This window comes from Streptomyces griseus subsp. griseus, assembly GCF_000720255.1.
GTDB lineage: Bacteria > Actinomycetota > Actinomycetes > Streptomycetales > Streptomycetaceae > Streptomyces > Streptomyces griseus_I.
Genome location: NZ_JOJE01000016.1, coordinates 119,079 through 143,582, shown reverse-complemented (window position 1 = coordinate 143,582; position 24,504 = coordinate 119,079). Strand labels below are relative to the sequence as shown.

Here is a 24,504-nt window from a genome sequence, read left to right as displayed (position 1 = left end):
CGGTCGGCCGAGAACTTTACGTTCTCCTGGTGCTCGGCTGCTCAGCTCAGCGGCTTCTCCAGCACCGCCTTGCGGTGGCTGAACGTCTCGATGGAGTACCGGCCGTGGTAGTTGCCCATGCCGCTCTCCCCCACCCCGCCGAACGGCAGGTCGGAGACGGTGAGATGGGCGAGCGGCAGGCCGTGGCCGAGGCCGCCGGAGGAGGTCTCGGCGGCGATGCGGCCGCGGGTGGCCTCGGTCTCGCTGAAGACGTACAGCGCGAGCGGCTTGTCGCGGTCGTTGATGAAGGCGATGGCCTCGTCGAGGCCGTCGACGGTCACGAGGGGCAGGATCGGGCCGAAGATCTCCTCCCCCATGACGGGCGACTTGGGGTCGACGTCGGCCAGGACGGTCGGGGCGATGTACTTGTCGGTGCGGTCGCTGTCGCCGCCCACGACGACACGGCCCGAGCCGAGCAGGCCGGTCAGCCGGTCGAAGTGGCGCTCGTTGACGATCCGGCCGTACTCGGAGGAGGCCTGCGGGTCGGCGCCGTAGACCGCCTCCACGGCTCGGGCGAGGGCGGGTTCGAGGGCGGCGGCGGTCTCCGGGTCGGTCAGGACGTAGTCGGGGGCGACGCAGGTCTGGCCGGCGTTGAGGAATTTTCCACGGGCCAGCCGGTCGGCGACGACGTCGAGGTCGGTGTCGCGGTCGACGAACACCGGTGACTTGCCGCCGAGTTCGAGGGTGACCGGGGTGAGGTGCTCGGCGGCGGCGCGCATGACGATGCGTCCGACGGTGCCGTTGCCGGTGTAGAAGACGTGGTCGAAGCGCTCGGCCAGCAGGGCCGTGGTCTCCGGGACGCCGCCCTCGACGACGGCGACCGCGTCCGTGTCGAGGTACGCGGGCAGCAGCCGGGCCACGGCGGCGGAGGTGGCGGGTGCGAGTTCGCTGGGCTTGGCGACGACCGCGTTGCCCGCGGCGAGCGCGCCGACGACGGGGGCGAGGAGCAGCTGTGCGGGGTAGTTCCAGGGGGCTATCACGAGGACGACACCCAGCGGGTCGTACTGGGTCCAGACGCGAATGTCGGCACCGAGGTGGGCCGGGACCGGGGCGGGCTCGGGGCGCAGCCAGTCGGCGAGGTGGTCGAGGGTGTGGTCGATCTCGCGGACCGTGAAGTCGATCTCGGTGCGGTGGGCCTCGGTGGCGCTCTTGCCGAGATCGGTACGGAGGGCGGCGGCGAGGTCGGGGCCGTTCTCCGTGAGCATCGCGCGCAGGCGGCGCAGCTGGGTCGTGCGCCACTCGACGGACTTGGTGCGGCCGGTACGGAAGGTGGCGCGCAGCCGGGCGACGGTGTCGGCGGGCGTCTCGGGCAGTGCGGTGGTCACGTCGTGCCTCGGTTCGTCGGGGTCGGATCAGCTAGATGTATATACCAACCTTTCACGGACCGAAGCGCATTCCCAGTTCTCGCGGGAACTACGTAACGTGACGGGTCGTTCACCCTCCGGCAGCTCGGACGAGGGCGTCGAAGAGCCCCTGCTGGGCGGGGTCCTCGTGGGCGGTGTCCTCGGGGTGCCACTGGACGGCGGTGAACCATCCGGTGGCCGTGACGAGTTCGAGTCCCTCCACGGTGCCGTCGGCCGCACGGGCCGTGACGGTGAGGCCCGCGCCGAGGCGGTCGACCCGCTGGTGGTGGTAGCAGGAGACCTCGATCTTCTCGGCGCCGACGGCCCGCTCCAGTGCCGTGCCGCGCCGGACCTCCACGGGGTGCACGAGGTGCCGGTGCTCGCGCTGCGGGCCGCCCATGTCCTGTTCCAGGGTGCCGCCGAGGGCGACGTTGACAGCCTGGAGGCCGCGGCAGACCGCCAGCAGGGGCAGGCCCTGCTCCAGTGCCTCCCGGGCGACGGCGAGGTCGAAGGTGTCCTGGAGGTCGTCCACGTCGTAGACGCTCGCGTGGGTGTCGGCGGCGCCGTAGCGGTGCGGGGCCAGGTCACCGCCGCCGGGCAGCAGGACGCCGTCGAAGCGGGTGAGGCGGGCGGGCACCTCGGTGGTCGCCGGGTGGACGCTCACCGGTTCGCCGCCGGCCCGCCACACCGCCTCGATCAGCGCGCGGGCGTTGACCTCGGCGGCGTACCTGAGTGCGGAGGTGGTGGCGGAGAAGCGGGCGGGGACGGCGATGAGCGGGCGTGCGGGCGTTGTCACAGCTGGATCCAGGTCGTCTTGAGCTCGGTGTACTTCTCCAGGGCGTGGGCGGACTTGTCGCGGCCGTTGCCGGACTGCTTCATGCCGCCGAAGGGCACGGTCAGGTCGCCCTCCTCGTAGCAGTTCACCCAGACCGTGCCGGCCTTGAGGGCGCGGGAGACCCGGTGGGCCGTGGACAGGTCGGAGGTCCACAGGCCCGCCGCGAGGCCGTACTCCGTGGCGTTGGCCAGGCGTACCGCCTCGTCGAGGTCGTCGAAGGCGAGCACGGACAGGACGGGGCCGAAGATCTCCTCACGGGCCAGCCGCATGCCCGGGTCGACGCGGTCGAAGACGGTCGGCTCCAGGTACGTGCCTCCGGTGGCGGTGAGGATGCGCTCGCCGCCCGTGCGCAGGCGGGCACCCGCCGCCCGGCCCGCGTCGATGTGGTCCAGTACGCGGACGAGGTGGCTCTCACCGGCCAGCGCGCCCATCTCGGTCGCGGGGTCGAGGGGATCACCGACGCGCAGGGCGTGGGCCCCGGCCACGACGGCCTCGGTGACCTGGTCGGCGATCGAGGAGTGCACCAGCAGCCGGGAGGGGGCGGTGCACATCTCACCCTGGTTGAAGAAGATGCCCCAGGCGGCGGTGGCGGCCGCCTTCGCCAGGTCGGGGGCGTCGGGCAGGATGATGTTGGGTGACTTGCCGCCCAGCTCCAGCCAGACACGCTTGAGGTTGGAGTCGGCGGCGTAGCGCAGGAAGTGGCGGCCGACGGCGGTGGAGCCGGTGAAGGCGAGGACGTCGACGTCGGGGTGGAGGCCGAGGGCCCGTCCGGCGACCGGCCCGTTGCCGTTGACGACGTTGAGGACGCCCGGCGGCAGCCCGGCCTCGGTGGCGATCCGGCCCAGCAGCAGGGCGGACAGCGGAGTGGTCTCGGAAGGCTTGAGCACCACCGTGCAGCCGGCGGCGAGCGCCGGGGCGATCTTCCAGCTAGCCAGGGTGAGCGGGAAGTTCCAGGGGACGACCGCGCCGACGACGCCGGTCGGCTCCCGCGTGACCAGCGCCAGGGCGTCGGGAGCGGTGTGCGGCGACTCGTCGGTGAGCTTGTCGGCGAGCTGCCCGTACCAGCGGAAGGTGGTGATGGCGGCGCGCAGTTCGATCTCGTACGCGTCGGTGACCGGCTTGCCCATCTCCAGACTGACGGTGAGGGCGAGCTCTTCCCGGTGTTCCTCGAGCAGCTCGGCGATCCGCACGAGCGTCCGGCCGCGTTCGGCGGGTGTCAGGCATGGCCAGGGGCCGGAGTCGAACGCCCGGCGGGCGGCGGCGACGGCCGCGTCCACCTCGGCGGCTCCCCCGTCGGCGACCTCCCCCAGCACTTGTCCGTCCCGGGGCGAGACGACGGCGTAGGCCGCTCCCCCGCCGCTCTCGTCGGCGCCGTCGATGTGGTGCGCGCCGGACACCTCCAGGACCTTGGCGCGGCGCAGCCACTCGTCGTGGGTGATGTCCGGCATGCGTGGGGCCTCCAGGTCAGACGGTGCGTTCGGGTTGGTACGGGGGGAGGGTGCGGCCGGTCACGAGCGGTGCCGGGTCAGCCGGGCCGCGATCACGCCCAGGGCCAGCACCGCCGGGACGGTCAGTTCGAGCCAGAGGGCGGTGGTCTGCTCACCGCCGATGAGGGTGCTGAAGTTCTCGACGATCAGCCAGATCGCGCCGGCGATGCCGACGGCGCCCAGGGCGGGGGCGATCAGTGTGTTCCAGGGCCGGGTGTCCAAACGGTGCCGGCGGAAGAAGGCGACCACGGAGGCCGAGGTCAGCAGATACAGGAGCATGATCCCAAGGACGGCGACGCCGCTGCCCCAGGAGAACAGGGTCAGCACCGGGTCCTTGCCGGCCAGGGCGAAGGGGACGACCAGCAGCACGGCGATCGCCGTCTGGACGGTGCCCGCGGCGCCCGGCGAGTGGCGGCGGTTGATGGACGACAGCCTGCGGGGCAGCAGTCCGTCGCGACTGAGGGAGAACAGGTAGCGGTTGGCGGAGTTGTGGAAGGCGAGGATGCCGGCGAAGAGGGAGGTGGCCAGCAGGATCGGCAGCACGTCGTTGACCCAGGCGTCGAACTGGGCGGCGATCGGGGCGAAGACGAAACTCGTCGAGTCGCCGCTGCCCAGCGCCTTGCCGGCGGCCGCGGTCGCCTTCGACGCGCCGTAGGAGGAGACCAGCATCCAGGAGGTGAAGGCGAAGAATCCGGTGACGAGGGCGACCGCCAGATAGGTGGCCCGGGGGACGGTCCTGCGGGGTTCGCGGGCCTCCTCGCCGTAGATCGCGGTGGCCTCGAAGCCGATCATCGACGCCACGGCGAACATCAGTGCCACGCCCGGGGCGCCCTCCAGTGCCGCACCCGGTGAGAAGGACTGACCGAGGCCGAGCCCCTCGGGGCCGCCTCCCTTGGCGAAGGTGACGAGCGCGAAGGCGGTCAGGATGCTGAACTCCGCCAGCACGAAGACCGCCAGCACCTTGGCGCCCATCTCGATGCCCGCGGCGCCCAGCACCTGGACGATCGCCATGGTGACCAGGGCACATGCCCACCAGGGCGCGTCGAGGCCGGTGTGGTGGGCGAGCAGGGCGCTCACGGTCGCGCCGTACAGGCCGTACATGGCGGCCTGGATCGCGCAGTAGGCGAAGAGGGCGATCCCGGCGCTGCCGGTGCCGACGGACCGGCCGAGGCCCTTGCCGATGTAGTTGTAGAAGGCGCCGGCGTTCACCACGTGGCGCCCCATGGCCACGAAGCCGACGGCGAACAGCAGGGTGATCACACCGGCGGCCGCGTAGGCGGCGGGGGTGCCGGGACCGTTGCCGATGGCGACGGAGATGGGGACGGAGCCCGCGATGCCGGTCAGCGGCGCCTGGGCGGAGAGGACGAAGAAGAGGATGCCCAGGACGCCGAGGGAGTTGGGCTTGAGCTTGCCTGCGGTGGAGGCGTCGGGCGCGGCCTGGTTTCTGACCGCTGTCTGACTGTCCACTCGGATCACCTGCCAGAGAGGGGAGAGGATGTCGTTTCAGGCCAAACGAGTTGCCTCATGGTGGGCTGGAACTATCCGTTTGGCAAGGGGGTGGCGGCGCATTGCCCTGCAAAAAGAGGCGGGAAGAGGTCGGGCCCCGGACGACCGCGCCCGGGGCCCGGGGTTGCCGGGTGGGCGGATCAGCCGTCGGTGGCGGAAGGGGTGTCCCCGTTGGCGTCCAGCAGGCGCAGGAGCCCGCGCAGCTGCTCCAGGGCCGCGTCGGTGACCTCGGGTTCGCCGAACACGAGCTGGTGCAGGACGAGCCCGTCGAGGGCGGCGAACACCAGCCGGGTCAGCGGGCGGCCGGCGTCGTCGGGGAGCATCCGGGACAGCTCGCGCTCGGTGGCGTCGAAGTAGTCGTCGTACAGGGCGCGGATCTGCGGCAGCAGTTCAGGGCGGCGCCGGGACTCCAGGAGCAGCTCGTACTGGAAGGCCTGGGTGTCGGGGTCTGCGGTGACCATGTCGGACAGGCCGGCCGAGAAGTCCGTGACCTTGCCGGTGCCCGGCTCGACGTCGCTCACATTGAGGCTGGTGCGCACGGCGTGGGCGAGCGCCTCCTCGATGAGGGCGTCCCGGGAGCCGAAGTGGTGGACGACGAGGCCGTGGGTGGTGCCCGCCTCCTGCGCGACAGCCCGGTAGGTGAGCTTGCGCAGCCCGCCCCGGGCGACGACCCGCACGGCGGCGTTGAGCAGGGCCTCGCGGCCTTCCCCGTAGGCCATGCGCCGGCGCGGCTCACGGCTGTCGGCACCCTCGGCGGAGTCGGTCATGGCTGCGACCCTACCCGCCCGTCCGCTCACCGCTTCGGCGGGCGGACGCCCCGGAACTCCCAGTCGCCGCCGAGCGCGGTGGACAGCACCTCCTCCGACTCGGTGGGCTGGGCGCCGACGTCGGCGCGGACGGGGGCGGGGCCGGTGACGACGTGGTTGGTGAGCCGGCCGAGACCGTCCACCTCCACCTCCACCACGTCTCCCGGCTGGACGGGGCGGGAGTTGGCGGGGGTGCCGGACAGCAGGACGTCACCGGGGTACAGGGTGATGGTGCGGGCGATGTCGGCGACGAGGTAGTGCATGTCCCACGTCATCTCGTCGGTCGAACCGTCCTGCACCACCTCGCCGTTGACGTATGTCCGCAGCCGCTTGCCGTGGAAGTCCCAGTCGGTGACCAGGCCCGGGCCGAGCGGGCAGAGGGTGTCGGAGCCCTTCACGCGGAGCATGGAGCCGGCATCGGTGTCGCGGAAGTCGTGCAGGCCGTAGTCGTTGGCGATGGTGTAGCCCGCGATGTACTCCCCCGCCTCCTCCGGCGCGATGTTGCGGGCGGTCCTGCCGATGACGATGGCGACCTCCCCCTCGTAGTTGAGCCACTTGCAGCCCTCGGGGCGGACGATCGCACCCCGGTGGGAGTTGAGGGCCGAGGTCGGCTTGTGGAAATAGGTGGGCGTGCCGGGGAGCCCGATCTGGAACTCCTCGACCCTGCTGCGGTGGTTGAGGTGGACGGCGATCACCTTGGAGGGGACCACCGGCGGCAGGTGCTGGGCGTCCTCGGTCTTGACGCGGCGGCCGTCCCCGGCGACGAGTTCGTCACCGTCGACGGTGACCTGGACGGCGGCGCCGTCGAGGAGGATGCGGCGGTACTCGGGCATGGCGGGCCTTCCTGAAGGCGGTGGGGCCAGAGGCGGTGGGCTAGAGGCGGTGGGGGTGGCGGGGGGCGGCGGCCGCGGGGGCCGGGGCGCCGGTCCAGCCGTCGGCGGGGCGGTCGAACCAGAGGTGGACCTGGCCGGTGCCGACGGAGTTCTCGTACTCCCCGTACTGGCGGGCCCCGGCCACGCAGGCCCGCTCGCCGAGTGCGCCGGCCAGCATTAGGTAGTGGAAGAACTTCGCTTCGGGCTTGAGCTTCCAGAACGCGTCCATGGTGTCGAGGACCTTGTCGTGGCGGCCCTCCTTGAACCAGGCGATGCGCTCGTAGTCGGCCTCGCGGGCCTCGGGGGTACGAATGTGGACCGGATCGCTGGCCTCGTGGTCGCGGATCTCGCGCAGTGGCCAGAAGGTGTGCGAGAGCGCGCCGGACGCGATGAGCAGCACCCGGCGTCCCGGGGTGGCGGCGATGCCGTCGGCGAGGGCGCGGCCCAGGCGCAGGTGGTCCTCCATGTCGCCGGTCTGACAGACGCCGATCGTCACCCACCGCTTGTCGGGCAGGCCCTCGCCGAGGAACTTCCAGAGGTTGATGGTGGCGTAGTAGATCGGTAGGTAGTCGTCCTCGATCGCGGTGATCCAGGTGCCGTGCTTGTCGGCGAACGAGGCGATGTTGTGGGCGAGTTCGGGGTCGCCGGGGAAGTCGTACGGCATCCGGCACATGCCGCGCGGCAGCTCCTCGGAGGTGAACAGGCCCGCGCGCCGCTGTTGGGCGGTGACGACGAACTCGACGGTCGTCGCCCAGTGGGAGTCGAGGACGACGACGGTGTCGTAGTCGTCCCGATCGAAGACGTCCTTGCGCAGTTGCTCCAAGCCCGTGACGAGGGTGATCTCCTTGCCCTCGTTGAGCTCCAGCCGGTCGGCCTCGGGCAGCACGATGGTGGGTACATGGGCGAGCAGGCCCGCCCCGACGATCTCACCCATGGTCCCTGAATCCCTTCGGGGCGGTGACGGTGTTCTTCAGGTCGCAGTAGAAGTCGAAGCTCCAGGTGCCGCCCTCACGGCCGACACCGGAGAGGCGGGAGCCGCCGAAGGGGGCCTGGAGGTCGCGTACGAAGAAGCAGTTGACCCAGACCGTGCCGGCGACGAGCCGGGCGGTGACCCGGTCGGCCCGTTCCGGGTCGCCGGTGGCGAGGGTGGCGGCCAGGCCGAAGCGGGTGTCGTTGGCGAGGCGGACGGCCTCCTCCTCGGTGGTGAAGGTCTGGAGGGTCAGGACCGGACCGAACACCTCCTCCTGGACGATCTCCGCGTCCTGGGCGACTTCCGTGAGGAGCGTCGGGGCGTAGTACTGACCGTCCTTGCGGTGACCGCCGATCAGCGCGCGGGCGCCGTCCGCGATCGCCCGCCGCACGAAGCCGTCGATCTTCTCCAGCTGACGGGGGTGGATGTTCGGCCCGATGTCGGTGCCCTCGTCGCGCGGGTCGCCCTGCGTGAGCCGGGAGGCCTTCTCGACGAACCGGCGGGTGAACTCCTCGGCGGCACTCTCCTCGACGAGGATGCGGGTCGCGGCGAGGCAGACCTGTCCGGCGTTGTCGTACTGCTCCACCGCGAGGTCGACGGCCAGGTCGAGATCGGCGTCGGCGAACACCAACAGGGGTGACTTCCCGCCGAGTTCGAGGCTGAGCGGGGTGAGGTTGGCGGCGGCCGACGCGGCGATCCGCCGGGCGGTGGGCACCGACCCGGTGAAGCTGATCCGGCGGACGTCCGGGTGGGAGGTCAGGGCGTCGCCGATCTCGGCGCCGTAGCCCTGGACGACGTTGAGGACACCGGCCGGCAGCCCCGCCTCCGCCGCGATGTCCGCCAGCAGCGAGGCGGTGAGCGGGGACCACTCGGCCGGCTTGAGGACGACGGTGTTGCCGGCCGCGAGCGCCGGGGCGACCTTCCAGGTGGCCAGCATCAGCGGGGCGTTCCACGGAGTGATCAGCACGGACGGCCCGGCCGGGTCCCAGCTCACGTGGTTGGTGTGCCCCCGGGTCTCGAAGTCCTCGTGGTCCAGCCTCGACAACCAGTCCGCGAAGAAGCGGAAGTTGTGCGCGACCCGGGGCATCACGCCCCGCCGGTGCGAACGCAGCAGCGCGCCGTTGTCGGTGGTCTCGACGATCGCGAGATCCTCCAGCCGCTTCTCCACGCCGTCGGCGACGGCGTGCAGGAGGCGGGCGCGTTCGGCGCGGGGGGTGGCGGCCCAGGAGGGGAAGGCGGCCTTGGCGGCGGCCACGGCGGCCTCGGCTTCGGCGGGCCCGCCGCGGGCGATCTCCCCGAGGGCGCTTCCGTCGATGGGAGAGAAGTCGGTGTAGGTGTCGGGGGACGCGACGCGTTCGCCGCCGATCCAGTGCCGGGTGTCGACGGCGACCCCGGCCACCGTGAGGGTGTGCTCGGTCATGTCCGGTCTCCAAGTCCTGCGTGGGTAAGGGGGGTCACTCCGGTCACTCGGCTCCGGACGTGCCGGACTCCAACAGCCGTCCGCCGTCCCACACCACGCCGACCTGGCGGTAGTACGCGGCGATCGGTTCGCGGACCTCCAGCCGGGCCAACTCCTCCGTGGGCGCCTCGAACAGCTCCAGCTCGGCATCACCCACCCACGCCTGGCCGCCCTCGAAGGACGCGGCCCCCGACTCGATCAGCTCGTCCAGGGCGAGTCCCTTGCCCTTCTCGATGGACGGCAGCCAGCGGTGGTGAAGCATGGGGTGACCGTTGACGAACCCATTGGTCGGCGACGGCTCCCGCAGGGTGACGACCGTCTGGGCGAGCCGCCGGTCCGCCGCCGCCAGCGTCGCCCCGAAGCGCGCTCCCGCCTCGATCCGCGGAGCGGGCCCGTAGAGGTGCGGGCGGGTCTGGTGGATCGAGCCGAGCTTCTTCGGATAGCCCTGGTGCAGCCCACGCGCGATGGCGAAGTCCTTGTCGACCCAGATGTACACGCACCGCGAGAAGGTCCGCCCCCGGTACGCGCAACGCACGACCGCGAACGCCTCCTTGTACTGGGAGAGCACGGGGTCGAGCAGCTCGTCGCCGGAAGCGGCGCAGGACTGCCAGTCGGCCCAGATGAGAGCGACCGCGCCGGGATCCTCGTCCGCCAACTCCAGTGGTTCGGGCAGCAGTTCACGCACACGCGTGGGATCCGTGCGGTACTCGACGGTGAGCAGGTCGCCGGAGTAGCGCCACGGCGGGGACGGGATCAGCGACGAGGCACCGCTCGCCGTCTTGGGAGGGAAGTAACCACGGACTGAGGGCATGGCGGGGGTTCCTTAGGGTTCCTTACGCGGTGAGGGCGGGCTGCCGCAGCAGCTGGGCGCGGTAGCGGGCGGCGCCCCGGGTGGCGGCCTGGCCGCCGAGGGCGACGACGCCGACGAGCCGGCCGTCGGCGTGGTAGCCGGCGAGTACGTCATCGGCCGGGTCGCCGTCCAGGACACGGACGTCGTCCCGGCCGAGCGCCGGCGCCCCGAAGGACTGGAGCCGGAAGTCGTGCTGGTCGCTCCAGAAGGTGGGCAGCGGCGCGAAGGGCGGCAACTCCGCGTCGGCGCCGTTGAGATGGGAGGCGAGGACGCGTGCCGCGTGTCGGGCGGTGTCGCTCGGGACCGACCAGTGCTCGACCCGGCGGGCCACGCCGTCGTAGCGGGCGTTGGGGAAGCGGGCCACATCGCCGACCGCGACGACCTCGGGCCGTCCGCCGACGCGCAGCTGCTCGTCGGTGAGCACACCGTCGGCCAGGTCGAGCCCGTTGCCCCGGAGCCACTCGACGTTGGCGACGGAACCGACGGATTCGACGACCACGTCGGCCGCCAGTACGGAGCCGTCGCCCAGGACGACACCGGTGACCCGGTCGTCGCCCTCGAACCCGGCCACCGTCGCCCCGAGCGCGAACCGCACCCCGCGCTGCTCGTGCCGTGTGCGCAGCGCACGGGCGAGGAGTTCGCCGAGCGGGCCCACCATGGGCAGGGGCAGCGGGTCGACGACCGTGACCTCGCGGACGCCGAGGCCGACGGCGGTGGCGGCGACCTCGCAGCCGATGAATCCGGCGCCGATCACGACCACCCGCGCGCCGGGCCGGGCCAGTTCGTCGCGCAGGGCGCGGGCGTCGGCGAGAGTGCGGACGGTGTGGCGCCCGACGAGGGGGCCCGGGCACGACAGTCGCCGGGGGCGCATGCCGGTGGCGACGACCAGTCCGCCGTAGGGCAGGACCGAACCGTCGTCCAACTCGACGGTCCGCTCGGCGAGCCGTGCCTCGACGACCTTGGTCCCGAGGCGCCACTCGACGTCGGCGGCGGCCGGCTTCGGAGTGAGGGCGAGGGACTCGAAGGGGGCCTTCCCGGCCAGCACCTCCTTCGACAGCGGGGGCCGGTTGTAGGGCATGTGGGGCTCGTCGCCGACGACGGTGACGGCCCCGGTCCAGCCCGCCGCGCGCAGCTGTTCGGCGGCGCGCAGGCCGCCCAGGGAGGCGCCGGCGACGACGATGCGTCCGGGCAGCTCGGTCATGGGGGTCAGCCCTCGATCCGGATGGCCTGGAGCGGGCAGACGTCCGCGGCCTCCTCGACCTCGTCGCGCAGGGCGTCGTCGGGGTCGGGGACGTAGGCCAGGTGACCGTCGTCGTCCATGGAGAAGACATCGGGGGAAGCGAAGACGCACTGGCCGTGGTCCTGGCACTTGTTCATGTCGACGACGACCTTCATGGTGCGGTCCTCCTGAGGGTGAGGGCGTCGGAGCGAGGTGGAGGGGAGGGAGCCCGGCCGTGGTGACGGCCGGGCCCTCGGCCAAAGGGAGGCGGTCCAGCCGCCTCCCCCACTCGTTTGGCTTCAAACAACATAGGAAGCCGACCGACCCTGGTCAATACCTGTCCAGGTGGATAAATTTTTCGGACCGCCCCCTTGCGGGACGGTCACCATCTCCATACCGTTCGGAGTCAAACGAATGGCCCGGCGGTGCTCCGGGGCGGTCCGTCCGGATCCCCCGCACCGCGGCCTCGCGTCCTCGTCACGCCACCCTCCCCCAGCGCCCCGAAGGGCCGGGGGTGCCCACCATCCGCCCGAGGAGACCCCGGTGAGCGCTCACGACACCCCAGACATCGCCCGGCACCTGGAGCGGCTCGCCGCCGACGGTATCGACGTGGTCCGGGTGACCTATCCCGACCTCATCGGCACCGACAGGGCCCGCGACGTCCTGCTGGACCACCTGCCCGCCGCCTGCGCGCACGGCCTCGCCTTCTGCCGGGCCGTCTACCACACCTCCCCACAGGGCGACGTGGTCCCGGTCGCCGGTGGACTGGACGCGGGCCTGCCGGACGTCTGCGTACGGCCGGATCTGTCGACCCTGGCCGCTTTGCCGTGGGAGCCCGGGGTCGCCGTCTGTCTGGGCGAGGTCGGCGATCCGGCGGCCGGCGGCCCGGCGGCGGAGTCGCCGCGGGACCTGCTGCGCGCGGTGCTCGCCCGCTGCGCCGACCACGGGCTGTCGCCGGTCGTGGGACCAGAGCTGGAGTACTTCCTGCTGGAGCCCGCCCCCGAGCGGCCCTCAGGATGGCGCCGCTCCCCGGAGACCCCCGGCGCCGTCTACACCGCGGGCCTGCGCGCCGACCCCGACAACCACCTGCTGCGCACCCTGCGGCAGCTGCGGGACGCGGGGCTGGGTGTCGTCACCGGCAACCACGAGTTCGACGGCGGGCAGTACGAGATCAACCTCATCCACTCCGGCGCTCTGGACGCCGCCGACCGCGCCTTCCGCTTCAAGTCGGCCGTCAAGGAGCTGGCCCGCAAGGAGGGCAAGCTGGCCACGTTCATGGCGAAGCCCTTCGGCGACGCGGGCGGCTCCGGCTTCCACCTCCACCTGTCCTGCGAGGACGCCGAAGGTCGCAACGCCTTCGACGACCCCTCGGGCGCGTACGGGCTGTCGGCCGCCGCGCGGCACGCCCTGGCGGGCATCCTCGCCCACGCGCCCGCGCTCGCCGCGCTGGCCAACCCCACGGTGAACTCGTACAAGCGCTTCGGTCCGGACACCCTCGCGCCCTGGCTGATCGACTGGGGTTTGGACAACCGCAGCGCCATGGTGCGCGTCCCGCCGGAGCGGGGCGGCGGCGCCCGGCTGGAACTGCGCCTCGGCGATGCCGGCGCCAACCCCTATCTGCTGATCGCCGGCACGATCGCCGCCGCGCTGCTCGGTGTGCTGGCCGGTGAGGAGCCGCCCGCCCCACTGGAGGGCTACGGCTACGACGCGGCGAGGTCCGCCGTGCTGCCGACGAGCCTGCCCGCCGCGCTGGACGCGCTGGAGGCGGACACCGCCCTCGCCGAGCTGCTCGGCAAGGACTTCGTGACCTCGTTCCTGAGCTACAAGCGCAACGAGGTCGAACGCTTCCAACGGCACGTGACCGACTGGGAGTTCACCGAGTACGCGTACCACCTGTGACCTCGAGGACCATTTGATGACCGACACCCTGACCACCGCCGCGCACGAGCCCATGCCCCTTCAGGACGTGGACCTCGCCGACCTCGACAACTTCACCGACGGCGTGACGCCATGGCGGATGTTCCACACGCTGCGCCACCGGGACCCGGTCCACTGGCAGCCCGAGGAGGCCCCCAACTCCGGTTTCTGGGCGGTCACCCGGCACGCGGACATCGCCGCCGTCGACCGTGACCCGGAGACCTTCACCTCGACCCGGTTCGTCAACCTGGAGGAGGTCGACGACGACCAGATCAAGAAGCGCGCCTCCATCCTGGAGCTGGACGGTGTCCGCCACCGCGCCCTGCGCAGCGTGATCCAGCGGCAGTTCGGCGCGAGCGTCATCAACAGCTACGGCGACTTCCTGCGCGGCCTGACCGCCAAGACGCTGGACGCGGCGCTGGCCAAGGGAAGCTTCGACTTCGTCAAGGAGGTCTCCGCGGACTTCCCGATCAACGTCCTGGCCAGGCTCCTCGACGTGCCGCCGGAGGACAACCAGCAGCTCATCGACTGGGGCAACCGCATCATCGGCAACACCGACCCCGACTACGCGGACGTGCTGCTGCACAGCGCCGAGAGCGAGCGCTACCGCGATCTGCCGTTCCGCTCCCCCGCCTCGCTGGAGGTCTTCGCGTACGGGCGGGAGCTGGCCCGGCAGCGGCGCGGCGGCGCGGGCACGGACCTGGTGTCGAAGCTGGTCAACACCACTCCGCGCGACGGGGTGCCGCTGTCGGCGCAGGACTTCGACAACTACTTCCTGCTGCTGGTGGTGGCGGGCAACGAGACCACCCGGCACACCATCTCCCACTCCATGCTGGCCCTGCTCCAGCACCCCGAGCAGCTCGCCCGCCTCCAGGAGGACCCCTCCCTCATCCCGACCGCGGTCGAGGAGTTCCTGCGCTGGGCCTCCCCCGTCTACCACTTCAGGCGCACCGCCACCCGGGACGTCGAGCTCGGCGGCAAGCAGGTGAAGGAGGGCGACAAGGTCGTCATGTGGTTCGCCTCCGGCAACCGCGACGAGGAGGTCTTCGGCAACCCCTACGACTTCGACGTCACCCGGCAGAACAACGACCACGTCACCTTCGGCAAGGGCAGCCCCCATCTGTGCCTGGGCAACCTCCTCGCCCGCACCGAGATCAGGATCATGTTCGAGGAGCTGATCCCCCGCATCGCCGACATCCGCCTGACCGGCGACGTGCCACGCGTGCGCTCCAACTTCGTCAACGGCATCAAAAGGCTGCCGGTCGAGTTGACGCCGGTCTGACGTCCCCACCGGGGCCGGGCCGGTGGACATCGTGGATGCGTCGGCGCAGGATGACGGCCGTGTCAGAGCACATCGGAAGTCACATCGCCGACTACGACCCGGACTGGCCGCGGCAGGCCGCTGCCGCGATGGACGCTCTGCGGGCAGCGGTGCCCGGGCTGTTCGTGGAGATCGAGCACATCGGCTCCACCGCGGTGCCGGGACTCGCGGCCAAGCCCGTCATCGACCTGATGGCCGCCGTCCACGACCTCACGCACGCTCGACCCCACCGGGCGGCGCTCGCCCGCCTCGGCTTCCACCCGCACGACAACGGGATGACCGACCGGTTGCTGTACGTCCGCGCGCAGGACGGGGTCCGCAGCCACATCCTGCATGTGGTGACCCTGGAGAGCTGGCCCACCCGCAACCAGCGCATCTTCCGGGACCACCTGCGCGCCCACGCCGCGGACGCGGCCCGCTACTCGCGGCTCAAGCGGGTGATCGTCGCCGCCGGCACACCACCGGGTGCGTACGCGCGCGCCAAGACGGCGCTGGTCCAGGAACTCACCGACCGGGCCAGGGCACGACTCGGTCTGCCGTCGGTGCCCGTGTGGGAGAAGCGCTGAACTCTGCCGGGTCCGCGGCCGGTTCAATCGTTCGGTTGAACGTTGATTACATCCCGAGCGCGTCCTGCGCACCGTTCGCAGGACGCGGAGGTGGGGCGGCCGGCGCCAGAATCGTCCGTGCCCAACGGCGCCGGTCACCCCCTGTCCTCCCCCAGAGATCAGAGAGGTCTCCGCAGGATGTCCAGCTTTCCCAGCAGGCGACGTGTCCTCACCACCGGGGCCGGTGCGGCCCTCGGCGTCGGCGCTCTCGGAGCCACCGCCACTCCGGCGACCGCGGCCGTGTCCACCGGATCCCGGCAGCACTCCGGCCCGGAGGAGACCCGGACGCTCGACGAGCTGTACCGGGACGCCCTCGCGGAGGGCGGCGGCGTCCGCTCCCAGGCGGACGGGACCGCGGACCGCGTACGGTTCCGCTCGGTTGGGGAGGACCGGCCCGCACTGGACGCGCAGTCCGAGGCCACCCTGTTCCGGGTCGCTCAGGGGACCCTGGCGAACCTACGGGAGCACGCCCGGGCGGTGGATGTGCGGGTCACCCTGCGGCAGGAGGCGGACCGGGTGGAGTTGGAGGTCTCGGACGACGGTGTCGGCTTCGACCCGGCCGCGCCTCCACCGGCGCCCCGCCCCGCCCGAGGTCTTGGGCTGCCCGCGGCCCGGGCGCGGCTGCGCGAGTGCGGCGGCGACCTCGACCTCGACCTCGACCTCGGCAGCGCGCCGGGCCGGGGCACCCGCGTACGGGCCGTGGTGCCCGCGCTGTCCGGACCGCCCGAGGACTCGCCGGCTGCCGGCTCTCACGAGCGGCGCGCCGTGACGCCGGTGACCTCGACGACCAGCCGGCGACCGCGACACCGCTGCGGATGCTGATCGCGGACGACCACACCGTCGTACGGGCCGGTCTGCGTGCCCTGCTGGAAGGGGAAGCGGACCTCGACGTCGTCGCCGAGGCGGGCAGCGCCGAGGAGGCGGTGCGTCTCGCCGCCGGGCTGGAGCCGGACGTGGTGCTGATGGACCTGAGGTTCTCGGGCAACGGGGCCGGTGGCGGCGCGGGCATCGACGGCATCGAGGCGGTACGGCGTCTGGCCACCGCGGCTCCGACCGTCGCCGTGGTGATGCTGACCAGCTACTCCGGCCGGGCCGACGTGGTCCGGGCGATCGAGGCGGGGGCCCGCGGTTATGTGCTGAAGGCGGGCCCGCCGGAGGAGCTCTTCCGTGCCGTGCGCGGCGCCGCCGCCGGGGCCATGGGCCTCGCGCCCGAGATCGTCGGCGAACTCGTGGGACAAGTGGTCAGTCCCCGGGCGGAGCTGACGGGACGTGAGGTCGAGGTGATCCGGCTGATGGCCGAGGGGCGCAGCAACCGGGCCATCGCCGAGGCGCTGTTCCTCAGTGAGGCCACCGTCAAGACCCACCTCGTGCGTGTCTACCGCAAGCTCGGGGTGGACAACAGGGCGGCGGCCGTCTCGGAGGCCGTGCGCAGGGGGCTTCTCGACCTCGGCTGAGCGCCCGTGGACTGCCTCGATCTCATTGAGTAACGAGCCGTTACTTTGTGATGGCCCTGAACGTTACACGGATTGCCACAGTGCTGGGCGCGTGGAGTGGACGATCAGGAGGAAGGCGTGTTGACGGATGCGTTGTCGGTCCCGGCGGCGGCCGGCGGTACGGCGGGACTCAGCACTTCGCCGGGGGTGGGAACGTGAAGAGCGGCAAGGGGTTCCTGGGACGCACCTCTCCGGCCGGTGAGATCGACTCTTCCGAGGGCCCCGGCGGCGGATGGATGTCGACGAAGGTGCGGGCGGCCCTCGTCGGCTCCGGCTTCGGCGTCGTGACGCTCGCGGCCGCGCTCACCGTCCATGCCACCAACTCGCCCCGGGCGGCGGAGACGGCGAACACCGGGGAGTCACGGCCCGGCACGACGGCCTCGGCCTCAAGGGCCGTGCACTGCGGTGCGTGGCAGACCACGAACTCGGCGAACGTGGTGGTGAGGGCCTGCGTCCAGGCCGTGGACGGGATCGGACGGGCGTTCTTCGGAGCGGAGATCGAGAACCGGGGCAAGGAGACGGCGCACGTGTCGGTCCTGGTGAAGTACGTGGTCTCCGAGAAGACCCTCGACTGTCCCGGGAGGCCCGGCCCATGGACCGGAGCCGTGATCGACCCGGGCGACAGCCGGCGCACCGCACTCGTCGAATGCCGGATCGACGGCCTGCGGAACCACACGGTGCGGACGCGGGCGTGGGCGGTGACCGGAACAGGAGGCCCGCTCGGCTCACGGCCGGCCTCTTCACCGACACTGACCATCGAGCCGGACGGTACCGTCATCCCTCTTCGGCATGAGAGGACGTGAGAGGAGGAACCCATGCCCGCCCCGAACCGCCGCGAGCGACTGCGCCGTCAGATGTCGAAGGACATCAGGGCGGTGGCGCGGGAGGTCATCACGCAGCAGGGTGTGGAGGCCCTCACGCTCGCCGAGATCGCCCGCCGGATCGGGGTGACCCCGGCGGCGCTGTACCGGCACTTCGACGACCTCGCGGACATCGTCCGGCACACGGCCCGGGACATCGTCGCGGAACTGGCGGCCCAGCTGCGGGCCGCGGTGGCCGCGGAGGACGAGACGGACCTCGCGGCCCGTATGATCACGCCCTCCCGGGTGTTCCGCCAGTGGTCACTGGCGAACCGTCAGGAGTTCAGCCTGCTCTTCGGCACGCCCACCGCGGCCGCCGGCACCGCTCAGAAGGACCTGACCGGTGAGTGGATCCGGGAACTCGCCGCGGTGTGGGGCCCGGAGTTCGTACGGCTGTGGGCGACCCGCCCCTACCCCGTCCTCCCCGACGACCAGTTGGACCCCCGACTGCGCGTGCAGATCGCCGACTACCGCGCCGCCACCGGCGTCGAGCTCCCCCTGGGCGCCCTGGTCGTCATGCTCTCCTGCTGGCGCTCCATGTACGGCCAGATCGCCCTCGAGGTGTTCGACCACTTCGCTCCGCTGATCACCGACCAGGAGCCGATGTTCGAGCTGCTGATGCAGGAGCTGGCGACCCGGATGGGCCTGGGGGCGGAGTACCGCCCACCGCGGGCCACCGCCTGATCACTCGGCCCGTCTCCGTGTTCAACTCCGCTCCACCGGAAGCCACAGTTCGGCGTCGGCCTCGGTCCTGTCCGGCGACAACCGCGTGCTGAGGATCTCCGGGCCGGGTCGGCTGCGGTACGGATTGGACGGGAACCACTCCGTGAACACGTCGCGCCACAGCTCCTGGATGGCCCGCGGGGCCGGCCCGGAGGTGGTGAAGACCGCCCAGGTGCCGGCCGGGACGGCCCGATCAGGTCGGGTGCGCGGCGGGAGGGTCAGGACCGTTCCGCGGCGCCGCCCTCCGCCCGCATCTGGCCTGGCCGGGGACGGCTGGGACTTCTACCTGCGCCACCCCTGGGTGCTCCAGGTCTCCCAGGCCCGGCCCGTGCTCGGCCCGAACGAGTACGCCGTACTGGAGGCACTGCTGCGCATCCTGCGGGCCGCCGGGCTGGAGGCGACCCTGGTGCGGCGGGTGGTCGGCACGCTGTACCACTTCGTGCGGGCGACGGCGCAGACGGCCGCCGAGGCGCTGCGGGCCGGCGCGGAGACCGGCGTCGACGACACCGAGTGGTGGTACGCCCGGTCGGCCGTCATGGGCCAGGTCGTTCCCGACTTCGCCGAGCGCTATCCGACGGTGCACTGGCTGAACAGCGCCGCGGCCGAGGCGGCGGCGAAAGACGAGGCCTCCCACGCGGACGACGCGGACGTGCCGTATCTGGTACGGGAGGCGAAACGGACCTTCGACGCGGGGCTGGCGGTCCTGTTGGACGGCGTGGCGGGCCGCGTGCCCCCACGGGCCGCCAGCCGGCCGGAGGACTCCTAGCTCATCAGCCCGGCGGCGACCGTCGCGCCGAGTTCCCAGCATGCCTCGATGTCCGCCTTGGCCGGTTCGCCGGTCACGGTGACCGGGTCGGCCGCGCGTCGCCAGCCCAGGCCCGTCGTGATGGCGTCGAGGGCGCGGACCGCGCCGGTGACGTCGTTGCCGCCGTGCACGTAGTAGCCGTAGGGCCGGCCGCGCGTGGTGTCCAGGCAGGGGTAGTAGACCTGGTCGAAGAAGTGCTTGAGGGCGCCCGACATGTAGCCGAGGTTGGCCGGGGTGCCGAGCAGGAGACCGTCGGCGGCGAGCACGTCGGACGCCGTGGCGGCGAGGGCCGCCCGCCGTACGACCCGGACGCCCTCGATCTCCGGCGCCGTCGCACCGGAGACGACGGCCTCGAAAAGGGCCTGACAGTTCGGCGACGGTGTGTGATGCACGATCAGCAAGGTGGCCACAGCCCCACACCCTGCACGTCCGCCGCCAGGGCCGCAAGCCGCGTCCGCGACGGGCGTGCCGTTCGCCGAGTCGACCGGCGGGGGCCTTGGCCCGCCGCCGGTCGCCGCCTCCCGCGGCCGGGCTACTCGGCGAGCTCCGTCGCTGTCGGACGGCGTGTCGCCGCCGTCGCCCTGCTCACGTCGGTGAGCGGGCGCAGCCGGTAGGTGTAGGAGTAGTCGCGGTCGGCGAAGAGCTTGTACTCGTCGTGGGTGTGCGCGCCCCAGCTGTTGTCGCCGCCCACGCCCATCTGGCGGTGGTTCACCCGCAGGACGACCGCGTCCCGCGGGGTGAGCTGGTAGTCGTGGCGCACCCCGCTGGACAGGTCCTCCGGGGTGAGGTGCGAGGCGTTGACCTCCAGGAGCGGTTCGCCGGAGACGAGCAGTCCGACCCCGTCACGGCCGGTCAGCGCGGCCCAGCGGACGTCGGTCTTGTTGCCGTTCTCCTGCGGGCGCAGGTAGGAGGTCCACTGCCCGGCGACGGTGCCGGAGTACAGGCCCACATCGGTGCCGTTGTTGCGGTCCCACTGGTTCTCCTCGGGGCCGCGGCCGTAGAAGTGCAGGCGGTCCAGGCGCTTCGGCAGGAACAGCAGGGTGCCGACCTCGGGGATGTAGGGCAGGTTCGACGCGCCGGGGTGCAAGGTGTTGTCGACCTTGATCTCGCCGTTGCCGAAGACGGTGTAGGTGGTGGTGTACGTCGATTCCGTGGTCGTCGGCAGGGTGCCGGTGACCTTGATCTCGACGGCCCGGTCCCGCAGGGCGCGCACGTCCACGCCCGTCACCTTGCGGTTCGCGCCCGCGTCGCGCCAGGTCTGGTTGCGGGTGTGCTGTCCGTTGCCCCGGTCGTTGTCGGTGGGCGCCCGCCAGAAGTTGGGCGCGGGGCCCGAGGTGATCAGGCGGACGCCTCGGGCCTCGTACGAGGTGATGGTGCCGCTGCTCTTGTCGACGGTGACGGAGAATCCCCTGCCTCGGACGGTGACGGCCCTGTCTCCGTCGTCGTGGCGCAGCGCCGGCACGCTGTCCAGCGGTACGGGCGTCACGGCGGGGCTGCCCGCGGCGACGGCCAGTTGCTGTTTGGCGACCTCGAAGCCGGACTTCGCCCACTTGGTGGGCTCCTTGGTGGTGAACGACAGGTTCAGGAAGTACTCCGTGCCGGGTGCGGGCTTCGCCGGGACCTTCACGGGGATCGTGATGTCCTTGCTGGCCAGCGGCGGCACGTCCAGCTGGTCGCGGCTGAGCGTGCCGCGCTGGACGACCTTGCCGTCGGCGACGAGGGACCAACGGCCGTCGTACGCACGGATGTTGGTGAACAAGTACTCGTTGGTGAGGGTGACCCGGCCCGAGGTCACGGTGTCGCCGGAGGCGGGCTTGGCGTTGATCGCCTGGTAGATCTGCTTGACCTCGACGGACTTGCCGGTGTGGCCGCGGTCGGCGGTGACGATGCCGTCGCCGGAGAAGGCGCCGTCGTTGGGGTTGTCGCCCCAGTCACCGCCGTAGGCGTAGAACGTCTTGTCGCGGGACCGTTTCTCGGTGAGCCCGACGGAGGCCGCGTCGAACCAGAACCGCACTCCGTCGTCGCCGGGGCCGCGGCTGTCGGAGGCCAGCTCGGTGGCGCTCAGGGCGCGGGCGTACACGCGCGCCCTTCGGATCGTGCCGCTGAACTCGCGGGTGGAATTGTCGACGTCGGTGGCCAGGGCCAGCGGGGCGGTGTTGACGGCGGGGCGCCGGGTGGTGGCGCGGGTGGCCCGCGCCGTGCCGTCGACGTACAGGGTCAGCGTGCCGGCCTCGGCGTCGAAGACGCCCGCGACGTGGTGTTCGCGGCCGGTCCAGTCGTCCGGCAGCGCCCAGCTCGCGGTGACCCACTGGCCACCGCCGTGGATGAAGAACTCCAGCGTCCGGTCGGTCTGCTTCAGGGCGTACTGGGTGTCGCCCTTGGCGAGGATGGGCTGGTGGTAGCCGGTGACGTGCGGGGTGACCCAGGCCTCCAGGGTGAGGGAGCCGGTGAGGTCGAGGCTCGTGTCGCGAGCGAAGACAGTGCCGCCCGAGACGCCCTCGGCGCGGCTGAAGGTACCGCTGGGATTGATGACCTCGCCGCTCAGGGCGGCGGGCCCGGACTCGGTGAGCAGCTTGCGCGTCGGGGTGGGCCAGCTCAGGGCCTGGTCGACGAAGTCCCAGATCCAGCCGCCCTGGAGGACGTCGTAGCGGCGGACCAGGTCCCAGTACTTCTTGAAGTTGCCGTTGGAGTTGCCCATCGCGTGGGAGTACTCGATCATCACGTACGGCCGGGTGTCGCCGGTGTCCTTCGCCCGGGCCTCGACGCGGGAGGGGCTGTCGTACATCTCGGAGCGGATGTCGCTGATGCCCGGGCGGTCGTCGCCCTCGTACTGGATGACACGGGTGGTGTCGTAGGAGCGGATCCAGTCGTGCATGGCGTTGAAGGTGCTGCCGCCGCCCGCCTCGTTGCCCAGTGACCAGATGACCACCGAGGCGTGGTTCTTGTCGCGGTGGACCATGCTCTGCGCGCGGGCCACGCACGCCTCGGTCCAGTCGGCGTGGTTGCCGGGGTACTCGCCACGGATGCCGTGGGTCTCGAGGTTGGTCTCGTCCACGAGGTAGAGGCCGTACTCGTCGGCGAGTTCGAGCCAGAGCGGGTTGTTCGGGTAGTGCGAGGTGCGCACGGAGTTGATGTTGAGCCGCTTGATGATGCCGATGTCCTCGACGAGGTCGGCGCGGGTGAGCGCCGAGCCGTGTGTCGGGTGCATCTCGTGCCGGTTGGTGCCGCGAAAGGAGACCGGCTTGCCGTTGATGCGCATCAGGCCGTCCTTGAGCGCGAACTCGCGCAGGCCGACCCGGTGGGAGAGGGTCTCGACCACCTTGCCGCCGGGGTCGCGCAGACGGAGCACGGCGGTGTAGAGGTACGGGTGCTCGGCCGACCACAGGCGCGGCGCGGGCACGGCCTTCGACGCCTGTACGGTCGTCTCGTCCCCGGAGTCGAGGGCGACCGCCTGCTGGAGCGGCCGGGACCAGACCGGATGCCCGCCGGCGTCGTACAGCTGGGTTTCGACGGAGTACCGGCCGGCGCCCTTGCCGCCGTAGTCCTTGACACTGGCCGTGACCGAGAGGTCAGCCGACTTATAGTCGTCGCCGAGCGGGGTGTCCAGCTTGAAGTCGCGCAGGTGGACCGCGGGCGTGGAGTACAGATACACCGAGCGGAAGATGCCGCTCAGCCGGATCATGTCCTGATCCTCGAGCCAGTCGCCGTCGGAGTAGCGGTAGACCTCGACGGCGATCTGGTTGGTGCCCGGCTTCAGGTGCCGGGTGATGTCGTACTCGGCGGGGTCGTAGGAGTCCTCGTGGTAGCCGACCAGCTCGCCGTTGATCCAGACGTAGTGGGCGGACTTGACCCCCTCGAAGTGCAGGAACGTCCGCCGCCCCGACCAGTCGCGCGGGACGGTGAAGGTGCGCCGGTACTGGCCCACCGGGTTGTAGCGGGTGGGGGCGGCCGGCGGCTGTGCCTCCTCGCCCAGGCCGTTGGGGCCCCACCACGGGTAGGTGATGTTGATGTAGATCGGGCGGTCGTAGCCCTGGAGCTGCCATGCGGACGGCACGGGGATCGTGTCCCAGCCGGTGTCGTCGAGGTCGGTGCGGTGGAAGTCCACGTCACGGTCGTCGGGCCGGTCGGCGTAGGCGAACTTCCAGGTGCCGTCCAGGCTCAGCCGGTACGGCGAGCGGGTGCGGTCGGCGGAGAGCGCCTGGCCGAGGGTCGCGTACGGCATCAGGGTGCTGTGGGGTGGCTCGGAGCCCAGTCTGAAGACGTTGATGTGGCCGTTCCACTCCGGCGTCGTGTCGGAGGCCTCGCGCGGCCCGGCCGCGTACGCCGCGACGGGCGCCCCGGACAGGGCGAGCGCGCCGAGGACGGCGGCTCCGCCCTCGAGGAGACGACGACGGCTGACGGTCGTGGGAGACACGTGCGGGTGCGGCATGTCCGTGACCTTCCTCGGAGCGAACAGAAACGAACTTTCCTGGAACCTGCCTGACGTGAACTCAAATGCGCTGGTCAGTAGATGAGTTGATGGCGAGTCAGTGGACGACGACTGGTGACGGAGGTGTCACCGAGCCAGCCTCACCCTAGGACTCGATCACAAACGAATCAATGACGCTGTCGGACTTTGTGCGGTCCTGATGGGGCTGCGCCTCAGCGCAGCAGCTGCAGTATGCCCACGGTCCCGACCACCACGATCAGGCCCCGCAGGACCGGCGGGCTGAGACGCCGGCCCACCCTGGCCCCGAGTTGGCCGCCCACGGCGGAGCCGGCCATGAGGAGGGCGACGGCCGTCCAGTCGAAGTCGGCGACGAACAGGAAGACGGTCGCGGCGACGGAGTTGACGACGGCGGCGAGCACGTTCTTGACGGCGTTGAGGCGTTGCATGGTGTCCTCGAGGAGTACGCCCATGAGGGACATGTAGATGATCCCCTGTGCGGCGGCGAAATAGCCGCCGTAGACGCTGGCCAGCGTCAGGCCGACGAGCAGCAGGGGACCGCCGTCGGGGTGGGTGGAGGTGCCGTTGCGGGCGCGGCGGCGCCGCAGGCGGGTGCTGATCACGGGTTGGAGGACGACCAGGACGAGGGCCAGGGCGACCAGGACCGGCACGATCGTCTCGAACGCCGAGGCCGGCAGGGCCAGCAGGAGGCCGGCTCCCGTGAACGCGCCGAGGACGGCGCCGACGCTCAGGGTGAGGATGCGCCGGCGCTGGCCCTCGAGTTCCCTGCGGTAGCCGATCGCTCCGCTGATCGAGCCTGGGATCAGTCCGAGCGCGTTGGAGACCGTGGCGGTGACGGGCGGCAGGCCGGTGGCCAGCAGGACGGGAAACGTGATCAGGGTGCCGGAGCCGACAACGGTGTTGACGGCTCCGGCACCCACGCCCGCCGCGAGGACGGCGAGCATCTC

Annotated in this window: 22 protein-coding genes and 1 pseudogene; 8 read left to right on the top strand and 15 right to left on the bottom strand. The window is 71.6% G+C overall.

Annotation, left to right across the window (positions count from 1 at the left end):
• Window positions 1-41: 41 nt before the first annotated feature.
• The 11 genes from IG99_RS22775 to IG99_RS22725 form a co-directional block, all read right to left on the bottom strand.
• The gene (locus tag IG99_RS22775) at window positions 42-1,364 is read right to left on the bottom strand and encodes an aldehyde dehydrogenase family protein (protein ID WP_037676702.1); all 1,323 of its coding nucleotides are present in this window, start codon (window positions 1,362-1,364) and stop codon (window positions 42-44) included.
• 109 nt (window positions 1,365-1,473) lie between these two features.
• Window positions 1,474-2,178 (bottom strand): gamma-glutamyl-gamma-aminobutyrate hydrolase family protein, encoded by a 705-nt coding sequence (locus IG99_RS22770; protein WP_037676701.1) that lies wholly within the window; start codon window positions 2,176-2,178, stop codon window positions 1,474-1,476.
• A complete protein-coding gene (locus IG99_RS22765; RefSeq protein WP_037676700.1) occupies window positions 2,175-3,665 on the bottom strand; it encodes an aldehyde dehydrogenase in 1,491 nt (496 codons plus the stop codon). Before IG99_RS22765 ends, IG99_RS22770 begins: the two co-directional genes overlap by 4 nt.
• A 60-nt stretch (window positions 3,666-3,725) precedes the next feature.
• The gene (locus tag IG99_RS22760) at window positions 3,726-5,171 is read right to left on the bottom strand and encodes an APC family permease (protein ID WP_037676698.1); all 1,446 of its coding nucleotides are present in this window, start codon (window positions 5,169-5,171) and stop codon (window positions 3,726-3,728) included.
• 179 nt (window positions 5,172-5,350) lie between these two features.
• Window positions 5,351-5,977 carry a TetR/AcrR family transcriptional regulator gene (locus IG99_RS22755; RefSeq protein ID WP_037676697.1) on the bottom strand — a complete coding sequence of 209 codons (627 nt, stop codon included), beginning with the start codon at window positions 5,975-5,977 and terminating at the stop codon, window positions 5,351-5,353.
• A gap of 26 nt (window positions 5,978-6,003) precedes the next feature.
• Window positions 6,004-6,849, bottom strand: coding sequence for a fumarylacetoacetate hydrolase family protein (locus tag IG99_RS22750; protein ID WP_037676695.1), 846 nt, complete (start codon window positions 6,847-6,849; stop codon window positions 6,004-6,006).
• 40 nt (window positions 6,850-6,889) lie between these two features.
• Complete coding sequence (locus IG99_RS22745; RefSeq protein WP_037676694.1) at window positions 6,890-7,822, bottom strand: 3,4-dihydroxyphenylacetate 2,3-dioxygenase; 933 nt, start codon at window positions 7,820-7,822, stop codon at window positions 6,890-6,892.
• Window positions 7,815-9,278: an aldehyde dehydrogenase gene (locus IG99_RS22740; protein WP_037676693.1), complete on the bottom strand. Its 1,464-nt coding sequence runs from the start codon at window positions 9,276-9,278 to the stop codon at window positions 7,815-7,817. Before IG99_RS22740 ends, IG99_RS22745 begins: the two co-directional genes overlap by 8 nt.
• Window positions 9,279-9,321: 43 nt before the next feature.
• On the bottom strand, window positions 9,322-10,128 hold the full coding sequence (locus IG99_RS22735; RefSeq protein WP_037676692.1) for an acetoacetate decarboxylase family protein: 807 nt from the start codon (window positions 10,126-10,128) through the stop codon (window positions 9,322-9,324).
• Between the two features lie 22 nt (window positions 10,129-10,150).
• On the bottom strand, window positions 10,151-11,368 hold the full coding sequence (locus tag IG99_RS22730) for an NAD(P)/FAD-dependent oxidoreductase (RefSeq protein ID WP_199815578.1): 1,218 nt from the start codon (window positions 11,366-11,368) through the stop codon (window positions 10,151-10,153).
• 5 nt (window positions 11,369-11,373) lie between these two features.
• Entirely contained in the window at window positions 11,374-11,562 is a 189-nt protein-coding gene (locus tag IG99_RS22725; RefSeq protein ID WP_037676691.1) for a ferredoxin, read from the bottom strand.
• 367 nt (window positions 11,563-11,929) lie between these two features.
• Here IG99_RS22725 and IG99_RS22720 point away from each other — a divergent pair, with 367 nt between their 5' ends.
• The 7 genes from IG99_RS22720 (at window position 11,930) to IG99_RS22690 (ending at window position 18,266) form a co-directional block, all read left to right on the top strand.
• Window positions 11,930-13,285 (top strand): glutamine synthetase family protein, encoded by a 1,356-nt coding sequence (locus IG99_RS22720; RefSeq protein ID WP_037676689.1) that lies wholly within the window; start codon window positions 11,930-11,932, stop codon window positions 13,283-13,285.
• 16 nt (window positions 13,286-13,301) lie between these two features.
• A complete protein-coding gene (locus IG99_RS22715) occupies window positions 13,302-14,585 on the top strand; it encodes a cytochrome P450 (RefSeq protein WP_037676688.1) in 1,284 nt (427 codons plus the stop codon).
• A gap of 59 nt (window positions 14,586-14,644) precedes the next feature.
• The gene (locus tag IG99_RS22710; protein ID WP_234311921.1) at window positions 14,645-15,190 is read left to right on the top strand and encodes a GrpB family protein; all 546 of its coding nucleotides are present in this window, start codon (window positions 14,645-14,647) and stop codon (window positions 15,188-15,190) included.
• A 177-nt stretch (window positions 15,191-15,367) separates the two neighbouring features.
• The gene (locus IG99_RS22705) at window positions 15,368-16,051 is read left to right on the top strand and encodes a sensor histidine kinase (protein WP_051865783.1); all 684 of its coding nucleotides are present in this window, start codon (window positions 15,368-15,370) and stop codon (window positions 16,049-16,051) included.
• Window positions 16,045-16,683 (top strand): response regulator transcription factor, encoded by a 639-nt coding sequence (locus tag IG99_RS22700; protein ID WP_037676685.1) that lies wholly within the window; start codon window positions 16,045-16,047, stop codon window positions 16,681-16,683. The genes IG99_RS22705 and IG99_RS22700 overlap by 7 nt, the downstream gene beginning before the upstream one ends.
• Window positions 16,684-16,877: 194 nt before the next feature.
• Window positions 16,878-17,525, top strand: coding sequence for a hypothetical protein (locus IG99_RS22695; RefSeq protein WP_037676684.1), 648 nt, complete (start codon window positions 16,878-16,880; stop codon window positions 17,523-17,525).
• 12 nt (window positions 17,526-17,537) lie between these two features.
• Window positions 17,538-18,266 (top strand): TetR/AcrR family transcriptional regulator, encoded by a 729-nt coding sequence (locus IG99_RS22690; RefSeq protein ID WP_051865781.1) that lies wholly within the window; start codon window positions 17,538-17,540, stop codon window positions 18,264-18,266.
• A gap of 21 nt (window positions 18,267-18,287) precedes the next feature.
• Here the strand turns inward: IG99_RS22690 and IG99_RS45700 are convergent.
• Window positions 18,288-18,494, bottom strand: a pseudogene (locus tag IG99_RS45700) (GyrI-like domain-containing protein); the annotation flags it as partial.
• On the opposite strand from IG99_RS45700, the gene IG99_RS22685 reads away from it, so the two are divergent.
• The gene (locus IG99_RS22685) at window positions 18,409-19,071 is read left to right on the top strand and encodes a TetR/AcrR family transcriptional regulator C-terminal domain-containing protein (RefSeq protein WP_051865778.1); all 663 of its coding nucleotides are present in this window, start codon (window positions 18,409-18,411) and stop codon (window positions 19,069-19,071) included. The pseudogene IG99_RS45700 and the gene IG99_RS22685 sit on opposite strands and share 86 nt — an antisense overlap.
• On the opposite strand, the gene IG99_RS22680 is transcribed toward IG99_RS22685, so the two are convergent.
• From IG99_RS22680 to IG99_RS22670, 3 genes are all read right to left on the bottom strand, one after another.
• The gene (locus tag IG99_RS22680) at window positions 19,068-19,520 is read right to left on the bottom strand and encodes a flavodoxin family protein (protein WP_037676683.1); all 453 of its coding nucleotides are present in this window, start codon (window positions 19,518-19,520) and stop codon (window positions 19,068-19,070) included. The genes IG99_RS22685 and IG99_RS22680 overlap by 4 nt on opposite strands.
• 122 nt (window positions 19,521-19,642) lie before the next feature.
• Window positions 19,643-23,539: a glycoside hydrolase family 2 TIM barrel-domain containing protein gene (locus IG99_RS22675; RefSeq protein WP_037676682.1), complete on the bottom strand. Its 3,897-nt coding sequence runs from the start codon at window positions 23,537-23,539 to the stop codon at window positions 19,643-19,645.
• Window positions 23,540-23,751: 212 nt separating this feature from the next.
• On the bottom strand, window positions 23,752-24,501 hold the full coding sequence (locus IG99_RS22670) for a sulfite exporter TauE/SafE family protein (RefSeq protein WP_107055999.1): 750 nt from the start codon (window positions 24,499-24,501) through the stop codon (window positions 23,752-23,754).
• Window positions 24,502-24,504 lie beyond the last annotated feature (3 nt).

Excerpts from the sequence above, each read along its gene's own strand:
- IG99_RS22765 (WP_037676700.1), bottom strand. The coding sequence starts at position 3,665 with ATGCCGGACATCACCCACGACGAGTGGCTGCGCCGCGCCAAGGTCCTG.
- IG99_RS22755 (WP_037676697.1), bottom strand. The coding sequence starts at position 5,977 with ATGACCGACTCCGCCGAGGGTGCCGACAGCCGTGAGCCGCGCCGGCGC.
- IG99_RS22750 (WP_037676695.1), bottom strand. The coding sequence starts at position 6,849 with ATGCCCGAGTACCGCCGCATCCTCCTCGACGGCGCCGCCGTCCAGGTC.
- IG99_RS22745 (WP_037676694.1), bottom strand. The coding sequence starts at position 7,822 with ATGGGTGAGATCGTCGGGGCGGGCCTGCTCGCCCATGTACCCACCATC.
- IG99_RS22740 (WP_037676693.1), bottom strand. The coding sequence starts at position 9,278 with ATGACCGAGCACACCCTCACGGTGGCCGGGGTCGCCGTCGACACCCGG.
- IG99_RS22735 (WP_037676692.1), bottom strand. The coding sequence starts at position 10,128 with ATGCCCTCAGTCCGTGGTTACTTCCCTCCCAAGACGGCGAGCGGTGCC.
- IG99_RS22730 (WP_199815578.1), bottom strand. The coding sequence starts at position 11,368 with ATGACCGAGCTGCCCGGACGCATCGTCGTCGCCGGCGCCTCCCTGGGC.
- IG99_RS22725 (WP_037676691.1), bottom strand. The coding sequence starts at position 11,562 with ATGAAGGTCGTCGTCGACATGAACAAGTGCCAGGACCACGGCCAGTGC.
- IG99_RS22715 (WP_037676688.1), top strand. The coding sequence starts at position 13,302 with ATGACCGACACCCTGACCACCGCCGCGCACGAGCCCATGCCCCTTCAG.
- IG99_RS22705 (WP_051865783.1), top strand. The coding sequence starts at position 15,368 with ATGTCCAGCTTTCCCAGCAGGCGACGTGTCCTCACCACCGGGGCCGGT.
- IG99_RS22700 (WP_037676685.1), top strand. The coding sequence starts at position 16,045 with ATGCTGATCGCGGACGACCACACCGTCGTACGGGCCGGTCTGCGTGCC.
- IG99_RS22690 (WP_051865781.1), top strand. The coding sequence starts at position 17,538 with ATGCCCGCCCCGAACCGCCGCGAGCGACTGCGCCGTCAGATGTCGAAG.
- IG99_RS22675 (WP_037676682.1), bottom strand. The coding sequence starts at position 23,539 with ATGCCGCACCCGCACGTGTCTCCCACGACCGTCAGCCGTCGTCGTCTC.
- IG99_RS22670 (WP_107055999.1), bottom strand. The coding sequence starts at position 24,501 with ATGCTCGCCGTCCTCGCGGCGGGCGTGGGTGCCGGAGCCGTCAACACC.